This window comes from Hymenobacter ruber, from assembly GCF_054783255.1.
In genome coordinates this window covers 109,250-126,713 of the sequence record NZ_BAAGQX010000001.1, presented here as the reverse complement: position 1 = coordinate 126,713, position 17,464 = coordinate 109,250, and the positions used below count along the sequence as shown (strand labels likewise).

The following is a 17,464-nucleotide window of genomic DNA, read 5'->3' as shown; positions in this document are numbered from 1 at the left end:
TCAATTACCGCTTTTCCGCTCCCGTTTCTTTCACCCGCTTTTTCGTTGCCAACCATGAAAATCGAACAGTTTGAAGACAAAGGCCTGGCCCACTTCTCCTACGCCATCCTCAGCGAGTGCGCCCGCGAAATCGTCCTCATCGACCCGGCCCGCAACCCGCAGCAATACTACGACTACGCGAAGGCCAACGAGGCCAACATCGTGGCCGTCATCGAAACCCACCCCCACGCCGACTTCGTGTCGTCGCACCTGGAAATCGCCCAAGCCACTGGGGCTGTTATCCGCGTGAGCAAGCTGCTCGGGGCTGATTACGCTCACGAGAGCTTCGACGAAGGCCAGGAGTTCACCGTCGGCAAACTCACCTTCCGGGCCCTGAACACGCCCGGCCACTCGCCCGATTCGCTCAGCATCGTGCTCAGCCGCGAGGGCAAGGACGTGGCCGTGTTCACCGGCGATACGCTCTTCATCGGCGACGTGGGCCGTCCCGACCTGCGCGAAAAGGCGGGTAACATGACCGCCAAGCGCGAGGAGCTGGCCAGGCAGATGTATCACTCGCTGCGCGAGAAGCTGATGCCGCTGGCCGCCGACGTGCTGGTGTACCCCGCCCACGGCGCGGGTAGCCTTTGCGGCAAGGCTTTGAGCGGCGCCAACAGCAGCAGCATCGGGGCCGAAAAAGCTGGTAACCCCATGCTGCGCCCCCTGAGCGAAGCGGATTTCGTAAAGGAGCTGCTGGCTGACCAGCCGTTCATCCCCAAGTACTTCGGCTACGACGTGGCCCTGAACAAGGCCGGCGCGCCCGCCTATGCGCCGAGCGTGCAGCAGGTGCCGCGCCTAACCCCCGGCGCGGCGCTGGCAGCCGGTGCGGTCGTCATCGACACCCGGCCCGAAGCCGAGTTCAAAAAAGGCCACGTGGACGGCGCTATCAACATCCAGCAGGGCGGCAAGTTCGAAACCTGGCTGGGCTCCATCGTGGGGCCGGAGGAGTCCTACTACCTGATTGCTGCCGACGAGGCGACGCTGGAAGACCTGATTCAGAAAACTGCCAAAATCGGCTACGAGCCGCTGATTAAGGGTGCGCTGGTGGGCACGCCCGCTACCGAGGCCACCCTGCCCGCGCTCGACGTGCCGACCTTCCGCGAGCACCCGGAGCAGTACACCATCGTGGACATCCGCAACCCCGTGGAGCACCGCGACGAGCCTATTTTCGATGGTTCTATCAACATTCCGTTGCCAGAGCTGCGCGAGCGGGCCGGCGAGATTCCGACCGATAAGCCGGTGGTGGTGCACTGCGCCGGCGGCTACCGCTCGGCGGCCGGCAGCAGCATCGTGGCCGACGCCCTGCCCGGCACCGAAGTGCTGGACTTGAGCGAGGCCGTGAAGTCCTTCCAGTCGGCTTCGGCGGCCCACTAATCCCTTTGACGGGTAGGCCCCGGCAGCCGTGCCGGGGCCCCTATCCGCTCATTCTCACACTTTCCGTTTCCCTCCCACTCCAATTCCTCCGCCATGTTCGGTTTCAATAAAACTTCCGCCCCGGCTTTTCAAAACCTGACGCCCGCGCAGTTTGCCGAGGGCCTGCGCCAGCCCGGCGCGGTGCTCGTGGACGTGCGCCGGCCCGACGAATTCGCCGCCGGCCACCTGCCCGGCGCGGTCAACATCGAAGTCACCGCGCCCGACTTCGGCCCGCGCGTGGCAGCCCTGGACAAAACCAAGCCCACCTACGTGTACTGCCGCAGCGGCGCGCGCTCGGCCAACGCGGCCGGCCAGCTCACCACCGCCGGTTTCGCGCAGGTCAGCAACCTGCTCGGCGGCGTGATGGACTGGCCGGGACAACTGACTACTAAATAAGTAAGCCTCTTTATTTCGACTTCTGTTTTCATGCTTGACCTCCTGCAACAACCCTGGCCCTGGTACGTGGCCGGCCCATTGATTGGCCTCACGGTGCCCGCGCTGCTGCTCGTTGGCAATAAGGCGCTGGGCATCAGCTCCTCGCTGCGCCACGTGTGCGCGGCCTGCGTGCCGGCCGGCATTCCCTTTCTGACTTATAACTGGCGGGCCGAAATCTGGAACCTGGTGTTCGTGCTCGGCATCGCGCTGGGCGGCTTCATCGGCTACCGCCTCATGGGCCACCCGGACGTGGTCGGTATCTCAGCCGCCACGGTGCGCGACCTCAAAGCCGAAATGCACCTCACCGACTTCACCGGCCTGCTTCCCCGTGAGCTCTTCGCCCTCGATAACCTCGCCAACTGGAAAGGCTGGGTGTTTCTGGTGCTGGGCGGCTTTCTGGTGGGCTTCGGTACGCGCTACGCGGGCGGCTGCACCTCGGGCCACGCCATTTCGGGCCTCTCGAACCTGCAATGGGTGTCGTTGGTGGCCGTCATCGGCTTCTTTGCCGGCGGCCTGCTGATGACCTGGGTGATTTACCCGATGATGTTTTAATCCCTCAAATCATCGTTTTATGGACGCGCTTGCCCCCACCGCCGTTGATTTCTGGGATGCCCGCTACGAGGGCGAAACCTACGCCTACGGCACCGAGCCGAATGCCTACTTCCGCCAGCAGCTCGAGGCGCTGCCGCCCGGCCGCCTGCTGCTGCTGGCCGAGGGCGAGGGCCGCAACGCCGTGTACGCTGCCAAGCGCGGCTGGCAGGTAACGGCCGTGGATTTCAGCGACGAGGGCCGGGCCAAGGCCCTGCGCCTGGCCGTGGCCCAGGGCGTGCGCCTCGACTACCAGGTGGCCGACCTCACGGCCCTGGGCTGGCAGCAGCCCGGCCACTACGATGCCGTGGGCCTCATTTACGCCCACTTAGCGCCCGAAGACCGCCGGGCGGTGCACGCTGCCGCGGTCGCCAGCCTGGCTTCCGGCGGCCGCCTCATCCTGGAAGCCTTCAGCCCCCGGCAGCTGGGCCTGCCCTCGGGCGGCCCCAAGACCGCCGAAATGCTCTACGAGCCGGCTACGCTGGCCGCAGACTTCGCCGGGCTGAATATCCTGGAAAACCACGCGCTGGGCGTGGTGCTGCACGAAGGCAGCTTCCACGCCGGCCCGGCCAACGTGGTGCGCCTGCTGGGCGTGCGCGATTCCTCCTCCGAACTCACTTACTGCATATGAAATATTTCAAATACCTGGTGCTGGGCACGTTGTTCGGCATCATTCTCACCAAAAGCGAAGTCATCAGCTGGTTTCGGATTCAGGAGATGTTCCGGTTTCAGGGCTTCCACATGTACGGCGTCATCGGCTCGGCCATTCTGGTGGGCATGATTTCCATTCAGCTCATCAAGCGCAACCGCCTCAAGTCGATGGACGGGGAGCCCATCGTGCTGGCCGACAAGAAATTCAACCACGGCATCTGGATTGGCGGCTTCATCTTCGGCCTCGGCTGGGCCCTGACCGGGGCCTGCCCCGGCCCGCTGTTCGCGCAGCTGGGCAGCGGCATCGGCTCGGCCGCCGTGCTCATTCTGGCCGCCCTGGCCGGTACCTGGACCTACAGCGCGCTGCGCGAAAAGCTGCCTTACTAACTTCCTCCCCTTTTAACGCCTCCCCGCCATGAAACCCACCGATGAACGGGTGCAGCAGCTGCCCCACCTGGCGCGCCTGCTGATGGTGCTGACGGCGGCCGTGGTGCTGGTCATCGTGGTCGTGGTCACGCAGCTTTATGGCCCGCCGGCCGCGCCCGCGCCCGTGGCGGCGGAGGACGAAGCCACCCAGGGGCCGCCCCCGGCGGGCAGCTACCACCGCCCGGCCACCCCGGCCCCGGACACGGCCACTATTCCGCGCACGGCCGCCGGCCGCCAGACTCGCTACGGCCGGGAGCTGATTGCGCACACCGCGCAGTACTTGGGGCCGCAGGGCTCGGTGGCGCACCTGACCAACGGCATGAACTGCCAGAACTGCCACCTGCAGGCCGGCACGCAGGGCTTCGCCAACAACTACCTGGCCGTGGCCGCGACATATCCTAAGCTGCGGGCCCGCTCGGGTTCGGTCGAAGGAATTGAAAAGCGGGTGGCCGACTGCATGGAGCGCAGCCTCAACGGCCGCGCCGTGCCCGACAGCAGCCGCGAGATGCGCGCCATCGTGGCCTACATCAAGTGGCTGGGGAAGGACATTCCCAAAGGGAAAAAGGTGTACGGCACGGGCTTTATGAAAATGCCCTACCTCGACCGGGCCGCCGACCCGGTGATTGGCCAGGCCGTGTTCGCGGCCAAGTGCCAGAGCTGCCACGGCCCCGCCGGGCAGGGCCAGCAGTTGGCCGACAACAGCGGCTACCAGTACCCGCCGCTGTGGGGACCGGCCAGCTACAACGACGGCGCGGGCCTGTTCCGGGTCTCGAACTTCGCCAAGTACGTGAAGGCGGCCATGCCCTTCGGGGCCACCTTCGACCACCCACAGCTCACCAACAAGCAGGCCTGGGACGTGGCGGCGTTCGTGAATTCACAGCCCCGCCCCCACCTGGCGACGCCCCACGACTGGCCCGACATCCGCAAAAAGCCGGTGGACCTTCCCTTCGGGCCTTACGCGGATAAGTTCTCCGAAAAGCAGCACAAGTACGGGCCGTATCAGCCCATCGAGGACGCCCACCCGCAGCCGTCCAAGGCGCAATAACTCCCCGCTCATGTCTCGTTTCGCATGCCTTTTAGGGGCCGGCTTGCTGCTGGCCCCGGCCGCCGCGTGGGCGCAGCAGGCCGCGCCGGCCCTGGCGCTACCCGTGACCGGCCGCCCCCAGCTCGCCCCCTACCCCACCCCCGCGCTGGCCGATACCGTGCGGGCGTGCACCCTGCCCGAAGCCTTTAGCCGCGGCCGCTGGCACGGCCGCCTGCGCAACTACACCATGGCCACCTGGAACCGGGGCTACCGCCCCGACTACTTCGCCAACGGCCTGGGCGCGGGTTTGCGCTTCGAAACCGCCCCGTTTCACGGCGTTCAGGTGGGCGCGGGCGGCTTCGCCTGGGTGAGCGTGGGCTCGGCCAACCTGCTGACCGCCGACGCGGCCACCGGGGCGGTGAGTCGCTACGAGGTGGGCCTGTTCGACGTGACCAACCCCAGCCGGCGCCAGCTCGCCGGGCGGGCCGAGGAGCTGTTTGTGCGCTACCGGTTTCGGCAGTCGGCGGCCACCTTCGGCCGGCAGCTGCTCAACACCCCGCTGCTCAACGCCCACGACGGCCGCCTGAGCCCCGGCTACGCGCAGGGCCTGTGGCTGGAGTTCCGGGAGCTGCCGGCCACCACCATCACCGGCGGCTGGCTCACGCACATTGGGCCCCGGTCCACCACCGGGTGGTACTCGGTGGCCAATTCGGTTGGGCTCTACCCGATGGGTGTGACCGAAGCCGGCCAGCGCGCCAGCTACGCCGGCAACCTGAGCAGCCGGGGCTTGGGCGTGCTGGCCGTGAGCCGGCAGTGGAGCCCGCGCACCACCACCCAGGTCTGGAACTACTACGCCGACAACCTGTTCAACGCCGCCTTCGCGGAGCTGACCACCGGCCGGGCCGTGGGCGCGGGTCAGCTCAGCCTGGGCGCGCAGTACCACTACCAGCGCACGGTGGGCACCGGCGGCAACGCCGACCCGCGCCTGGCCTACAGCGCCCCCGGCCGCCAGGCCCACGCCCTGAGCGCCCGCCTGGGCTACCAGCGCGGCCCCTGGAGCCTGAGCGCCAACTACACCCGCATCACCCGCACCGGGCGCTTTCTGTTTCCACGCGAATGGGGCCGCGAGCCGTTCTACACCTTCCTGCCCCGCGAGCGCACCGAAGGCCTGGGCGGCCTGGATGCTGCCGCCGTGCTGGGCGGCTATACCTTCGCCCGGGTGCCGGGCCTGAAAGCGGAAGTGGGCTACGGCCACTACTACCTGCCCGACGTGCGCGACACCCGCCTGAATAAGTACGGCCTGCCTTCCTACCAGCAGCTCAACGCCTCGCTCACCTACCCATTTACCGGCTGGGCCCGGGGCCTGCGCGGGCAACTGCTCTACGTGTACAAGGGCGCGCTGGGCAACACCTACGGCGAAGACCGCTACATCGTGAACAAAGTGGACTTCCACCAGCTCAACGTCATTCTGAATTACGACTTTTAGGGCCGCCGGCCCGTTCCCATCCACTCCCAATCCCCTGCTTTTATGCTGACCCTTCGCCCCCTGCTCACCGCGCTGCTACTCATCGGCGCGGCCCTCACTGCCACTGCTCAAACACCCGCTACGATGCCCGCCACTGCGCCGGCTACCACTGCCCCCGTGCTCACGCCGCCTAACGCCGCCTTTGCCGCCAAAGCCGCGCAGTTTCAGGGGGCAAAGGCCACCAAAGCCCACTACCGGGCCGTGTACCAGCTCGACAGCAGCGACCCCAAACTCATCAACCAGACGCTGCACAACATGAAAAATGCCCTCGAAGACCCGCGCCTGAAGGGCAAGCTGGAGCTGGAGCTGGTGGTGTTCAGCGGCGGCACCGTGGTGTTCAGGAAAGACCAGCCCTACGAAGCCGACGTGCTGGCCCTGCAACAAGCGGGCGTCGTGCTGGCGCAGTGCGCCAATTCGCTGAAAGCCTACAAGCTGACCAAGGACGACCTACTCCCCTACATTTCCATCGTGCCCACCGGCAACGGGGAGCTGATTATTCGCCAAGCCGAGGGTTGGGTCCTGGTGCATCCGTAACTAAATCATTCCTTTGTCTTTCTCATGAACACTCCTCAACTCGGTTTGCGCGAAAACTGGCGGCAATTCAGCCTGCTGGTCCTTGTTAACGCCTTCGTGGGCGGCATGGTGGGTCTTGAACGCAGCATCCTGCCCCGGCTGGCCGAGCAGGAGTTCCACCTGGTGGCGCGCTCGGCCATTCTTTCCTTCATCGTCGTCTTCGGCCTCACCAAAGCCGTGGCCAACTACTACGCCGGGGCCTGGGCCAACAAGATTGGACGCAAAAACCTGCTGGTCATCGGCTGGCTCTTCGGGCTGCCGGTGCCGCTGCTGCTGCTCTGGGCTCCAACCTGGGGCTGGGTGATTGCGGCCAACGTGCTGCTGGGCCTCAATCAGGGCCTGGCCTGGTCGAGCACAGTGGTGATGAAAATTGACCTCGTGGGCCCCAGGCAGCGCGGCCTGGCCATGGGCCTGAACGAGTCGGCCGGCTACCTGGCCGTGGCGGCCACGGCCTTCGCCTCGGGCTGGCTGGCCACCGAATACGGGCTGCGGCCCTACCCGTTTTACCTGGGCATTGTATTGGCGGTGATGGGCCTGCTGGGCTCGCTGCTTGTGCGCGATACCCGCCACCACGTGGCCCTGGAAGCCGCGCAGGCCCCGGCCACCCCCACCGGCCCGCCGTTCTCCTTCTGGGACGTGACATGGCGGCACCCCAACCTGGGCTCGGTCACGCAGGCGGGGCTGGTGAACAACCTCAACGATGGCATGGTGTGGGGCCTGCTGCCGCTGCTGCTGGCCAGCAAGGGTTTCAGCCTCACCCAAATTGGCACCGTGGCGGCCGTGTACCCGGCCGTGTGGGGCCTGGGCCAACTCGTGACCGGCCCGCTGGCCGACCGGCTCTGTAAGAAAGACCTGCTCTTCTGGGGTATGCTGCTGCAAGGCGCGGTGCTGCTGGCGATGCTCTTCACCGATACGTACCCCGTGTTTGTGCTGCTGGCGGCGCTGCTGGGCGCGGGCACGGCGCTGGTGTACCCCACGTTCCTGGCCGCCGTGGCCGAGTACGCGCCGCTCGCGCAGCGGGCGCACAGCGTGGGCATTTTCCGTTTCTGGCGCGACGCGGGCTACGCCATCGGCGCGCTGCTCACGGGCCTGCTGGCCGATGCCTTTGGGCTGGGGGCGGCGCTGGCGGCCATTGGCGGGCTCACAGTGCTTTCGGCGCTGGTTATTCAGCGGCGGATGTACTGCCTGCCGGTGGCCGATGCGGCCGGAACTACCAACACCTGCGCCCGGCCCGCCCCGATTCGACCCCGGACAAGCTGGAAGCTGGCGGCTACTTTGCCGGCCGTATCGCTCGGGTAAGGTTAGCATTGGCTTAAAAGGCAGTCCAAAAACCGAACGACTCAGCTTTGGTACCAGAGCCGGCATAAGTTAAAGCTGCCGTATGCACCAGGCGCTGCACTTACGGCGGTTTGGGGGAGTGCTGATTAGCAGAGTAAATCCTGTCACACACCTCGCAAAACATATAACGAGTTTTGTGCACCCGTTCAGCTTACCCGGTGTTGGTTTTCTACGGTTTAGGCAATGCCGCAAAAAAGCTTGCTTTCTTTGTTGTAGAAGTCTGCGGCAGCGAAAAACCCGGCAGTAGCCTAAACTACTTGAGCGGCGAGCATAGATTACAGCTGCGCACATCATTACTTAAGCACATGGGTATCTTAGAAACAGATGACGCGGGCCTGCGACAACTCATCCACGAGCACCCGAAAGCAATTGCCATGTTCACGGCCGACCACTGCGCCACCTGCGCGCAGCTGCGGCCCATTTTTGAGCTGTTTGCTACCAACAAAGCGTACGCGGGCCTTGCCTTTTTGCACCTGAGTGCCGAGCAGAACCCCGTTGCCAACCAATCTCTTCGGCAGCAGAATGCGCCGTTTTTCGTGTCCTACACTCAGGGAAAGTTGCTGCACTGTGATACCTTGCACACCGAGCAGCAGTTGCGGGCCATGCTGCACACTCTGCATCAACACCCCTAGCGGCAGCACCTCATGCGACTTTCAGCAGCGCGGGCGCTTCCATCAGCTTGGCGTGGGCGGAGGGCATGGTATGCTCCGGCACCTCGTCTGAAGCGGCAACTGATGGCCTGGCCAGCACTGGGCGATAAGGTGTCGGGTCCTTTCGACCGCGGTCACCCTGGGCCTGCCAACGGGCTACGTCCTGCGGGGTGTACTTCGTCCAGACGCCTTCCCGAAAAAAAGCCAGGCAACAAAACAGCAAACCGAATAACACGCACAAACTCATGGCATACGACTGGGTGGTAGGCTCCGGCTTGGAAGCCAACGGGGCTGTGTACCACTTGGCCCTGGGAAAAGTTGCAAATCAACGGGTTGCTTCTGCTATCTTTGGCTACCTGCCAGGCAGTGGGTTACTATTTCTTAGCAGCAGAAGGAGAACGGCCCCGACTGGGCGGTTCTCCTTCGTCTATTTAGAGCGGAACGGTTTATCGACGACTATATGACGTGGCTTGAAATAGTTCTGGGTGGACTCTTGCTGGCAGCGATTGGGCTAGCCGTGGTCACGCAGCGGCGCTATCTGGCCCTGCAGCGCAAACACAAGGTGTTGCAGCGCCTCTACGAGAAAGCCGAACAACAATTAAGAACGTTCTGGACCAATAAAAAGGTGTAAATAACGCCCTTACAGAAGGCTGCAGTCGGTTTCAAGCATTTCCTGACTATAACCAAAAGAGCGCAAAATCCCGCTTCACTTTATAGCACAGGAGGTTCAGCATAAAACCATTGCTCTCTGCTACCTGACTGGCCCCGGCTTGCGGCGCTCGCCTATAGGTGGTTTAGAATCAGGGTGCTGCGATTGGGCCTTGCTTGGCTGTTCCAATTGCTGCACGGCTTGGCGCAGCTGCTGCACGGCGGGGTTGTCCTTCAAGGTGTCGAGCTTATCGACCACGGCCAGCACCCTCTCCACGTTTTCCCGGTTCAGGCCCTGTAGCGCCGGCCTGGTCAGCAGCTGCCGGCTGACTTCCTGCAAACGGGCCGCATCCAGCAGGGCGGCGCTCGCGCGCAGCTCCCGGGCCACCTGGCCCGCCGCTTCGATAAACGATTGCCGGGCCTGGTCGTGAGCGGGAGAATCACTGGGCACCAACTCAGGCCCCGCCCGGCGCTGCTGCTCCTGCGCGATGGCAAGTTGCCGTCGCTCCGTCGCATCCGCTACCGGCTCGATGACCGTGGCCCGGGGATTTTGCCGCAACGCATCGAGCGCGTCGCTGATGGCGGGCAGCTGCGGTGAATCCAGCCGGTAGCGCAGCGTTAGCTCCGTGGCAATTTCCCGGGGCGCGTGTGATTCCAGCTTCACTGCGTGGTCAAGAGTGAACCCGACCTTTTCAAGGTTTTCCCGCAGGGCAGGCAGCAGCGCCACGGCGTCGCGGCTTTCCCGCAGCTCGACCACGAGCAGCCGCTCGCCCTGGCTCTGGGCCTGGGCCTGCGCCTCGTGCAGCTGCGAGATTTTGCCGCGGCCCTCGATGGGTGGGTTGTCCCAGTGCTCCTGCCCAAAGCCGTACTGGTCCTCGTCGACACCACCCAGCTCGTGCTGCACCACCCGCTGCAGCTGGTCCTGTTTGAGGTCCTGGTTCCAGTCCTTGCCCTGGCTTTTCACAAGCTCTACGCGGTGCTCAAACGCCAGCGCCTGGCTGGCCGCTTGGTTGAAGGCCCCCAGCGCTTCACGGCTCATCGGCACATGAAACTGGTAGGTGTGCATACCCAGCTTGTTAGAGTGAATCAGCTCGTCGCGCAGGGTCTGGCTGCTGGCCGGATTGCCCGGCTCCCCGTTTTCCTGGGCGTAGTGCCGGGCCGTCTGGTCGTTGTAGCTTTTGAGGTGCTGGCTGAGCGCCTGCACGCCGGCCGGGTGGGCGGCCGTGATTTCGATGGTCAGCCGGTGCTCGTGCTCCCGGACCACTTTCATGGGATTCTGCTCGCTGGCCAGGCCCGCCAGCAGCCGCGTATCAAAGTGGTGACCCTGGGTGTCGTTGTCGAAAGCGGCCCGAATAGCCGGAATACGCTCCTCGCTGAGCAGCCGCTTCAACTCGAAAATCTTGTTCTGGGTGAGCGTGCCGGCCGTCGAGGCATACAGGGCGCTTTCGCCGGGGTGCAGCTGCGCGTAGGACAATGTATCGAGGGCCGATTCGCTGACCACCAGCACCGCCGCCGGCCGCCCCTCGGGCAGCTTGCTTAGCCACAGCGAGCGGGTAAACTGGCTTTCGGGAGCCTGGCCCTTAAAGCCCTCCCCTTTCAGTTCCAGCCCCACCACCCGCCCCTCGTGATAGGCCGGGAAAGCCGTGTTGACGTAGGTTTTGGCCGGCATTCCCTCCTTCTGCACCGTGTAGAGCTGGTTGAGGATGCGGCCCGCGAATTGCGGGTTGGCAATCGTGCTTTTGGTAATACCGCGCCCTTCCAGGTAGGCCGTGTTTTCGAGCGGCCGGCAGTGCTGAGTGTAGATACTGTGGAATTTCTCACCCGGCGCGGTTTCCACGATGGGCGGCAAATCGAGCCGGGGCCGCTGCGCCTCGGGCAGGTTGAGGTAGGCGCGGAAGTGGTCATTGACCGACTGCCAGAGGTTGCGGCCCGGCAGCGGACCAAGGCCGGCAATGCGGTCGGAGCTGACCCGGTTCTTCATCCAGTCGATGACGCTGCCCTTGTCGCGGTCGTCCTGGGCGTTGAAGTACATCCAATCGCCGCCCCGGCCCTTAAACACCACCAGCGTGTCATCGCCCTCGAAGACGTGCCACTTGCCCTTGCCCAGGTGCTCACCTTTTCGGAGGTTGTAGCCGAAGTGGCTCAGCAGCTCGGGCAGCTCAACCTGCTCCTTAATCTTCTGGAAGGTGAGTTCGTGTTCCATGATAAAGCGGATAAGTTTGGAGAATGGAAGGCAGAAAAAAGAAGCCCGGAAGTAGGCTTCCGAGCTTATAGGGTGAGAAATAGAGGTTTGGAGGGAGGCCCGGCTAGTGGCGGGGGCCCCGGGTTTTCACCTGGGGCGCTTCGGCTTTCACGGGGGCCGGGGTCACGGTCGCGATGATGGTCTTCACCGTCTGCTCGGCCCGTGGGGACTGGCGCTGGCCCAACTCGTTGGCGGCCGGTTTCACCTCGATGCAGGCCTTGGCGGCATTCACCTGCACGGTGCCGTCGAACTTCTGGCCGCCGTTGCCGCTGGCCATATTGGCCAGCGCCACCACCTTGCCTTCGCGCAGGTCGTGGCTCTGCTCGGGGGTGAGCTTGACGCCGGCCACTGTGTCGTGCAGGGTCACTTTGCTTTCGGGCAACACCACGACCTTGTTCATGGCCTTATCCACGGCCACGTAGCCGTTGAACTCGCGGCCCTGCTCGTCCTTGAGGCCCCGAATCAGGCCGGCGTTACCCTCGTTTTCGAGCCGCTGGCGCTGCTCGGGCGTGAAGGGCTGTCCCCCAATCTCGTTGGGAATGACCAGTTTTTCCTGGGGCAATTCCATTTTGAGTGTGGCCGTGCCGTCGGCCTCGCGGTGGAGCACCATCTTGCCCTCGAACTTCACCGGCTCCTGGCCCTCCTTGCCCGCGACCTGCATGGGCAAAAGGTCGGTTTTCTCGCCGCTGAGCAGCTTTTGCAGCTGCCCGCTGCCCGTTAGCTCAGCCAGGTTCAGCCCGAGGGAGGCCAGCACTTTCTGCGGCACTTCGTCGGCTTTGAACAATGCCGCCGACGGGGCAGGCCCCGCGACGGTCTGGCGGGCGGCCTCCACGCCGGGTTCAGCAGCCACGGCCGGTGTCTTGGCATCCGGGGCCGGCGGGCCGGGCGAAAGCTCCGGCTGGGCCGCCCCGGCGTGCCGGGTCAGGCGGGCCTGCAAATCCTGGCGGGTTTTCTCGTAGTCGACTTCCAGATTCTGGCGGGTCTTCGGGCCGCCGTTCAGGTGGGCGTAGAAGTTTTTCAGAAACGCCGACGCGGGGTTGCCGCTGGTGTCGATGTCAAAAATGCTCTTGCCGTCGCGGATGACCTGCTCGGTGGTTTTGCCCTGCTGCTGGGCCAGCTGCTGCACGCGCTGCCCGGCCGCCGCCTGCTGCACTTGCTCCGGGACCGTGAGGGCGTGCTTGGGCACGGCCGAGAGCTGAGCACTGAGCGCATCCCACTGCTTCACGCCGAACGCCTCGCGCACCTGCTTGCTGCGCTGCGGCTCGTAGTCGTCATCGTAGCCCACTTCCTGCCGGCGGGCAGTCGCCTGCTCGGGCTTCTCCACGACGGCCACGCCGTTCCCCACTTGCCGAAAGCCCTGCAGAGCCGCTTCAAGCTGGCCCAGCTTGTGCGACTCGGGGTCGTAGCTCACCGCGAAGCCGCCGCTGAGCTTGCCCGCCGCGTCGCGCTCCAGCTGCAAAGCGCCCACCGCCACGCCGGCTTCCTTGAGTTGGTCGAGGTAGGCCCGCATTTCCAGCAGCGGGGCTACTTCGTCGCCTTTCTGCTGCCACGTGATGCGCAGTTCTCCGACCGGCTCCGTGCTGGCCGCAGCATCCGGGGCTGGTATAGGAACCACGGGCGGGTGCTCGCGACTTTGCCCCTCTCCTACCGGTTGTTGCCGTTCCGGCGCGGCGACGCCTTCTGCTAATTCCGCCCGGGCTTCATCGCGTAACGTATCCGCGTAAGTGGCCCGGCTTTCGTCAGGGCCTTGCTGCGCGCGGTTGGCTACCCCTTCCAGTTCCGCTTCCGCCTCAGTGCGAACAGTGCCAACAGTGGTAGCCACCTCGCTGGCCAGCTCCTCGGCCCGCGTCGTTAGTTCAGCCTGCTGGGTAGCCGGTGGAGGCACTTGGCCAAATACCTGCAACCGCTGCTCGGGTTCGGTGGCGCTGTAGCCCACGCGGCCCTGCTCGGTGATTTTCCAGTTTTCCCCCACTTTTTCCAGCAGCGTGGGCTTTTCCACCACCAGAAATCTATCCTCCCGGCCGGGGAGCCGGTTAGTGGTGAAGGCCCGCATCAGGGCGTGGTCGAAGGCGTTCAGCAGGCGGCCATCCGCGCCGGGAGCCGGCAGCAGAGCCGCCTGGTTGGGATTGGCGGGATTAACCTGAATCTCATAGAGGGAGTGCCCGGCGGGCTGCCGCTGCAAGCCCTGGCTGCTGAGGTTGCCGTTGGAAGTCGGCACCGCACTCATGTACCAGCGCTCCGGCGTGGGGGTATTCACTTCATCTTGCTCAGCCATAGGAGGAATGGGTAGGTGAATAAAAGCTGCCCTTCCGGCCGGCGCAGGTGCGGCCAGCCCGGAATTCGACGCTGCAAACCTACCGGCCTCCATCAGGCCCTGGGGAGAAAGTTGACGAGTGGCCGGAATTGGGCCGTGAGGTGCCGGCACATCACACGAACGGCGGAATGACTTGGCGAAAACTTCGCGTATTTTAGTAGTTGCTTAAACACGCAAATACTACCTTTGCGAAAACTGTTTTTATGGAAACCAACGCGTGCATCCGGGTTTTTGCCGATGCTGACTACATCCGGCAATGCCAGTCACGCCTGGCACTGGCCGGGCCGGCCCTGCAGGCCACGGCCACCATTCTGGCGCTGGCGGGCAACGAGGTGCGGATTAAGATTCTGTATCTGCTGGCGACCGAGCAGCAGCTGTGCGTGTGCGACATCGCCGACGTGCTGGGCATGACGGTATCGGCCGTTTCGCAGCACCTGCGCAAGCTCAAGGACGGCGGCGTGGTCACGGCCCGCAAAGTCGGCCAAACGGTTTTCTATGCGCTCGGCGAGCAGCACCTGCCCTTGTTGCGCCCGCTGTTATCCGAACGCACCGCCTCCCCTACCCTCCAGCCAGCCCCATGAATACGACTTCCTCCACCAGTAAGCCCCTGCTCGGCGCGGGGCTACTCACCGCCCTGGCCGCTTCCCTCTGCTGCATCACGCCCCTGCTGGCCCTGGTCGGGGGGCTGGGCGCTTCCGCAGCGGCCTTTTCCTGGCTCGAACCTTTCCGCCCCTACCTGATGGCGCTCACGGTGGGCGTGCTGGGCTTCGCGTGGTACCAGAAACTCAGGCCGACCCCGGCAACAGATGACTGCGGCTGTGCGGTAGATGCCAAGCCGGCATTCACCCAATCCCGGCTTTTTCTGGGAATAGTTACCGGGCTGGCGGTGCTGCTGCTGACCTTTCCCTACTACGGGGCACGCCTGTACCCCACTGCGCCCACTGCAGCACCGGCCACGGCCGCAAACGGGGCCACGCCGGTGTGGCAAACGGCCACCTACCGCATCAAGGGCATGACCTGCGAGGCCTGTGCCCAACACGTCGAGCACGCGGTGCAGCAGCTGCCGGGCGTGCAGGCCGTCACCGTGTCGTATGCGCAGGGCACCGCACAGGTGCGTTTCGACGCGCACAAAAGCCCGACTGCGCAGGTGGAAAAAGCCATCAACGGCACGGGCTACCAGATTGTCACCCGCAAATAATTCCCTTATGCTCTCCCCCGCGCTCAAATCCCCGCAGCTTACTTCCACGCTCACCTGCCCGGTCTGCGCGCACCAGCAAACTGAACAGATGCCCACCGACGCCTGCCAGTACTTTTATGAGTGCCCGGGCTGTCATACCGTGCTCAAGCCCCTGGCCGGCGACTGCTGCGTGTACTGCTCCTACGGCACGGTGCCCTGCCCGCCCATCCAGCAGCAAGGTCCGGGCAACTGCTGCGGCTAGATGCCCCCGGATACACGAACGGCACGAAGCCGGGGCGCAAAACCCGACTCCGTGCCGTCCAAGCGGGCCACCTGTCTAGGCCTTACTTTTCTACTTTCTCCTTAATGAGGTGCCGCAGCGTGGGGTCCTGCCCGATGCGCAGCAACTCGCGGGCGCACAGCTCCTTCACTTCAGTTTTCACGCGGTTGAAATTGGCCTTTATCATCTCCTCGGCCTCGTCCTTACCGGTGGCTGGGTTAATAAAGCTGGTGATATCGGGGATGGGTTGGTAGGCCTGGGCTTCGGCAGTCACCGCCTTCACGTCCACCTTGATGCGGGCGTGGAACACCTTCTGGTCGATTTCCTCGCCGAAGTTGTCGGCCACCGCGCCCACGAAGTTGCCTTGCGTGAGGTTGGCAATGGTGCTGGCCGGAATCATGCTGTCCATCTGGGTGGACAGGCTGGTGCTGGTTTCCCGCATGTTGATGCTCAGGCTCTGGCGCTGCTGCAGAATCTTGCCAAACCGCTCGCTCAGCCACTTGCCGCTGTTGCCCGACACCTGCCCGCTGAACACGTTGCCCACCGTGTTCTTGATGACTTCGGCCTCCTTCTGGCCGTAGTCGCGCTCCAGCTGCGAGAAGTCCTGGAAACCCAGGCAGGTGCTCACCTTGTTGCTGCGGGCCGTGGCAATGAGGTTATCCAGCCCCTTGAAATAGATGGTGGGCAGCTCGTCGATGATGATGGAGGATTTGCGCTTGCCCTTCTGGTTCACCAGCTTCACCAGCCGAGCGTTGTAGAGGCCCAGCGCGGCCCCGTAGATGGCCTGGCGGTCGGGGTTGTTGCCCACGCACAGCACTTTGGGCTCCTCGTTGCTGTTGATGTCGAGCGTGAAGTCGTTGCCCGACATCACCCAGTACAGCTGCGGTGAGGCCAGCCGGCCCAGCGGAATCCGGGCCGAGGCAATCTGCCCTTCCAGCTGCTCAATGGCATCCTTCTGGAAGGCCGACACGAACGGCTTCACCAGGTTCTCAATCTCGGGGTAGGAAGCCAGCACCGGGAAAATCTCCTCGTAGTCGCGGCTCAGAAACTCAATGACGTGGGGGAAGGTGCAGTACTTGCCCTTCTCAAACAGCTTCAAAAACCAGATGATGGCCGCCACGAAGTTGATGGGCGACTCCACGAAAAAGTCGCCCTGCTTCTGAATCCAGCTCTTATTCAGGTTGAGCATAATGGTCGAGGCGCTTTCGTAGGCATCCACGATGTCGGTCATCAACTCCGGCAACAGCGGGTTGCAGCGGTGGCTTTTGCGGGGGTTGTCGAAGTTGATGACGTAGAAGCCTACCGGCTTATCAAACTTGTCCTGGTGGCGCAGCAGGGTGTTGTAGCAGATGCGGCTCAAGTCGTCAAACTTGTAGTCGTAGATGTACATGCAGAAGCCCTTAGCCAGGTGCTGCCGGATAAACTCGTTGATGATGGCGAACGACTTGCCCGAGCCAGGCGTGCCCAGCACCATGGTGGCCCGGAATGGATTCACCACGTTCAGCCAGCCGTGGTGCTGCTTACCGCGCAGCTGGTATTCGGTGCGCAGGTTCACCGAGTACTCGTTTTCCATCAGTCGCTCCTCCTGCGGGAAGCTTTCGTTGGCCTTGTTGAAAATGTCCTTCATCAGGTCATTATTGAACAGCCGGCTCAGCCAGGCCCCAGCGCTCAGCAGTAGCAGAAAGCCCGCCGACAGCAGCCCAGCATAAAGCGTCGTCGTCAGCCCAGCCCCCAACGAGAAGCCGCGCACCACGTCCGAGCCGTAAATCAGCGCCAGCCCGATGGCCGCGTAGCCCGCCACCGAAGCCCCTTTCAGCTTTTCATTGGCCCGCCCCCGCGTGCCGAGGCAGCTCAGCAGCAGAAACACCACGGCCAGCGTCTTGCTCACCCAACTGGCCTTAAACAGGAAGGTGTTCCGGGTAAAGCTCTCCAGAATATGCCCGACCACGGCCGGAGTCCAGCCCATGCTTTTAAAGTAGCCAAAGCAGTAATAGTAGATGTTGATGCCCATCAGCACAATAGCAAACAGGCGCATAAACTCCATGATTTTGCGCAGTCCTTTCTCGTCTTCCATCGCTTGAAACGCTTGGTGAATCAAGCAACCTACCCCCGCTGGCAGCACCCGGCGCGGATTATTTGACGAG

Annotated in this window: 17 protein-coding genes; 14 read left to right on the top strand and 3 right to left on the bottom strand. The window is 63.9% G+C overall.

All coding sequences use genetic code 11. The features are described 5' to 3' along the window. Positions 1 to 54: 54 nt before the first annotated feature. The 11 genes from ACYVM5_RS00665 (at position 55) to ACYVM5_RS00615 (ending at position 9,290) form a co-directional block, all read left to right on the top strand. The gene (locus tag ACYVM5_RS00665; protein ID WP_460616252.1) at positions 55 to 1,410 is read left to right on the top strand and encodes an MBL fold metallo-hydrolase; all 1,356 of its coding nucleotides are present in this window, start codon (positions 55 to 57) and stop codon (positions 1,408 to 1,410) included. A gap of 93 nt (positions 1,411 to 1,503) precedes the next feature. Continuing rightward, positions 1,504 to 1,845 carry a rhodanese-like domain-containing protein gene (locus tag ACYVM5_RS00660; protein ID WP_460616251.1) on the top strand — a complete coding sequence of 114 codons (342 nt, stop codon included), beginning with the start codon at positions 1,504 to 1,506 and terminating at the stop codon, positions 1,843 to 1,845. Positions 1,846 to 1,875: 30 nt separating this feature from the next. Further along, positions 1,876 to 2,436, top strand: coding sequence for a YeeE/YedE family protein (locus ACYVM5_RS00655; RefSeq protein ID WP_460616250.1), 561 nt, complete (start codon positions 1,876 to 1,878; stop codon positions 2,434 to 2,436). Positions 2,437 to 2,455: 19 nt separating this feature from the next. Beyond that, entirely contained in the window at positions 2,456 to 3,103 is a 648-nt protein-coding gene (locus tag ACYVM5_RS00650; protein WP_460616249.1) for a class I SAM-dependent methyltransferase, read from the top strand. Further along, positions 3,100 to 3,510, top strand: a complete 411-nt coding sequence (locus ACYVM5_RS00645; RefSeq protein WP_460616248.1) for a DUF6691 family protein — start codon at positions 3,100 to 3,102, stop codon at positions 3,508 to 3,510. Before ACYVM5_RS00650 ends, ACYVM5_RS00645 begins: the two co-directional genes overlap by 4 nt. Before the next feature lie 28 nt (positions 3,511 to 3,538). Beyond that, entirely contained in the window at positions 3,539 to 4,594 is a 1,056-nt protein-coding gene (locus tag ACYVM5_RS00640) for a c-type cytochrome (RefSeq protein ID WP_460616247.1), read from the top strand. Positions 4,595 to 4,604: 10 nt separating this feature from the next. After that, complete coding sequence (locus ACYVM5_RS00635; RefSeq protein ID WP_460616246.1) at positions 4,605 to 6,059, top strand: OprD family outer membrane porin; 1,455 nt, start codon at positions 4,605 to 4,607, stop codon at positions 6,057 to 6,059. Positions 6,060 to 6,101: 42 nt separating this feature from the next. Then, positions 6,102 to 6,632, top strand: coding sequence for a DsrE family protein (locus tag ACYVM5_RS00630; RefSeq protein WP_460616245.1), 531 nt, complete (start codon positions 6,102 to 6,104; stop codon positions 6,630 to 6,632). A gap of 24 nt (positions 6,633 to 6,656) precedes the next feature. Further along, positions 6,657 to 7,970, top strand: a complete 1,314-nt coding sequence (locus ACYVM5_RS00625; protein ID WP_460616244.1) for an MFS transporter — start codon at positions 6,657 to 6,659, stop codon at positions 7,968 to 7,970. 197 nt (positions 7,971 to 8,167) lie between these two features. Further along, positions 8,168 to 8,641, top strand: coding sequence for a thioredoxin family protein (locus ACYVM5_RS00620; protein WP_460616243.1), 474 nt, complete (start codon positions 8,168 to 8,170; stop codon positions 8,639 to 8,641). A 478-nt stretch (positions 8,642 to 9,119) separates the two neighbouring features. Then, positions 9,120 to 9,290 carry a hypothetical protein gene (locus tag ACYVM5_RS00615; protein ID WP_460616242.1) on the top strand — a complete coding sequence of 57 codons (171 nt, stop codon included), beginning with the start codon at positions 9,120 to 9,122 and terminating at the stop codon, positions 9,288 to 9,290. A gap of 120 nt (positions 9,291 to 9,410) precedes the next feature. Here the strand turns inward: ACYVM5_RS00615 and ACYVM5_RS00610 are convergent, their stop codons facing one another. After that, on the bottom strand, positions 9,411 to 11,510 hold the full coding sequence (locus ACYVM5_RS00610) for a toprim domain-containing protein (RefSeq protein ID WP_460616241.1): 2,100 nt from the start codon (positions 11,508 to 11,510) through the stop codon (positions 9,411 to 9,413). Positions 11,511 to 11,613: 103 nt separating this feature from the next. Continuing rightward, on the bottom strand, positions 11,614 to 13,824 hold the full coding sequence (locus tag ACYVM5_RS00605; protein ID WP_460616240.1) for a DUF3945 domain-containing protein: 2,211 nt from the start codon (positions 13,822 to 13,824) through the stop codon (positions 11,614 to 11,616). Between the two features lie 242 nt (positions 13,825 to 14,066). On the opposite strand from ACYVM5_RS00605, the gene ACYVM5_RS00600 reads away from it, so the two are divergent. The 3 genes from ACYVM5_RS00600 to ACYVM5_RS00590 are packed head-to-tail and all read left to right on the top strand — an operon-like array spanning position 14,067 to position 15,302. Beyond that, positions 14,067 to 14,444, top strand: a complete 378-nt coding sequence (locus tag ACYVM5_RS00600; RefSeq protein ID WP_460616239.1) for an ArsR/SmtB family transcription factor — start codon at positions 14,067 to 14,069, stop codon at positions 14,442 to 14,444. After that, a complete protein-coding gene (merTP, locus tag ACYVM5_RS00595; RefSeq protein ID WP_460616238.1) occupies positions 14,441 to 15,061 on the top strand; it encodes a mercuric transport protein MerTP in 621 nt (206 codons plus the stop codon). The genes ACYVM5_RS00600 and merTP overlap by 4 nt, the downstream gene beginning before the upstream one ends. 7 nt (positions 15,062 to 15,068) lie before the next feature. Next, a complete protein-coding gene (locus ACYVM5_RS00590; RefSeq protein ID WP_324679989.1) occupies positions 15,069 to 15,302 on the top strand; it encodes a GDCCVxC domain-containing (seleno)protein in 234 nt (77 codons plus the stop codon). Positions 15,303 to 15,384: 82 nt separating this feature from the next. On the opposite strand, the gene mobC is transcribed toward ACYVM5_RS00590, so the two are convergent. After that, positions 15,385 to 17,394, bottom strand: a complete 2,010-nt coding sequence (gene mobC, locus ACYVM5_RS00585; RefSeq protein WP_460616237.1) for a conjugal transfer protein MobC — start codon at positions 17,392 to 17,394, stop codon at positions 15,385 to 15,387. Between the last annotated feature and the right edge of the window lie 70 nt (positions 17,395 to 17,464).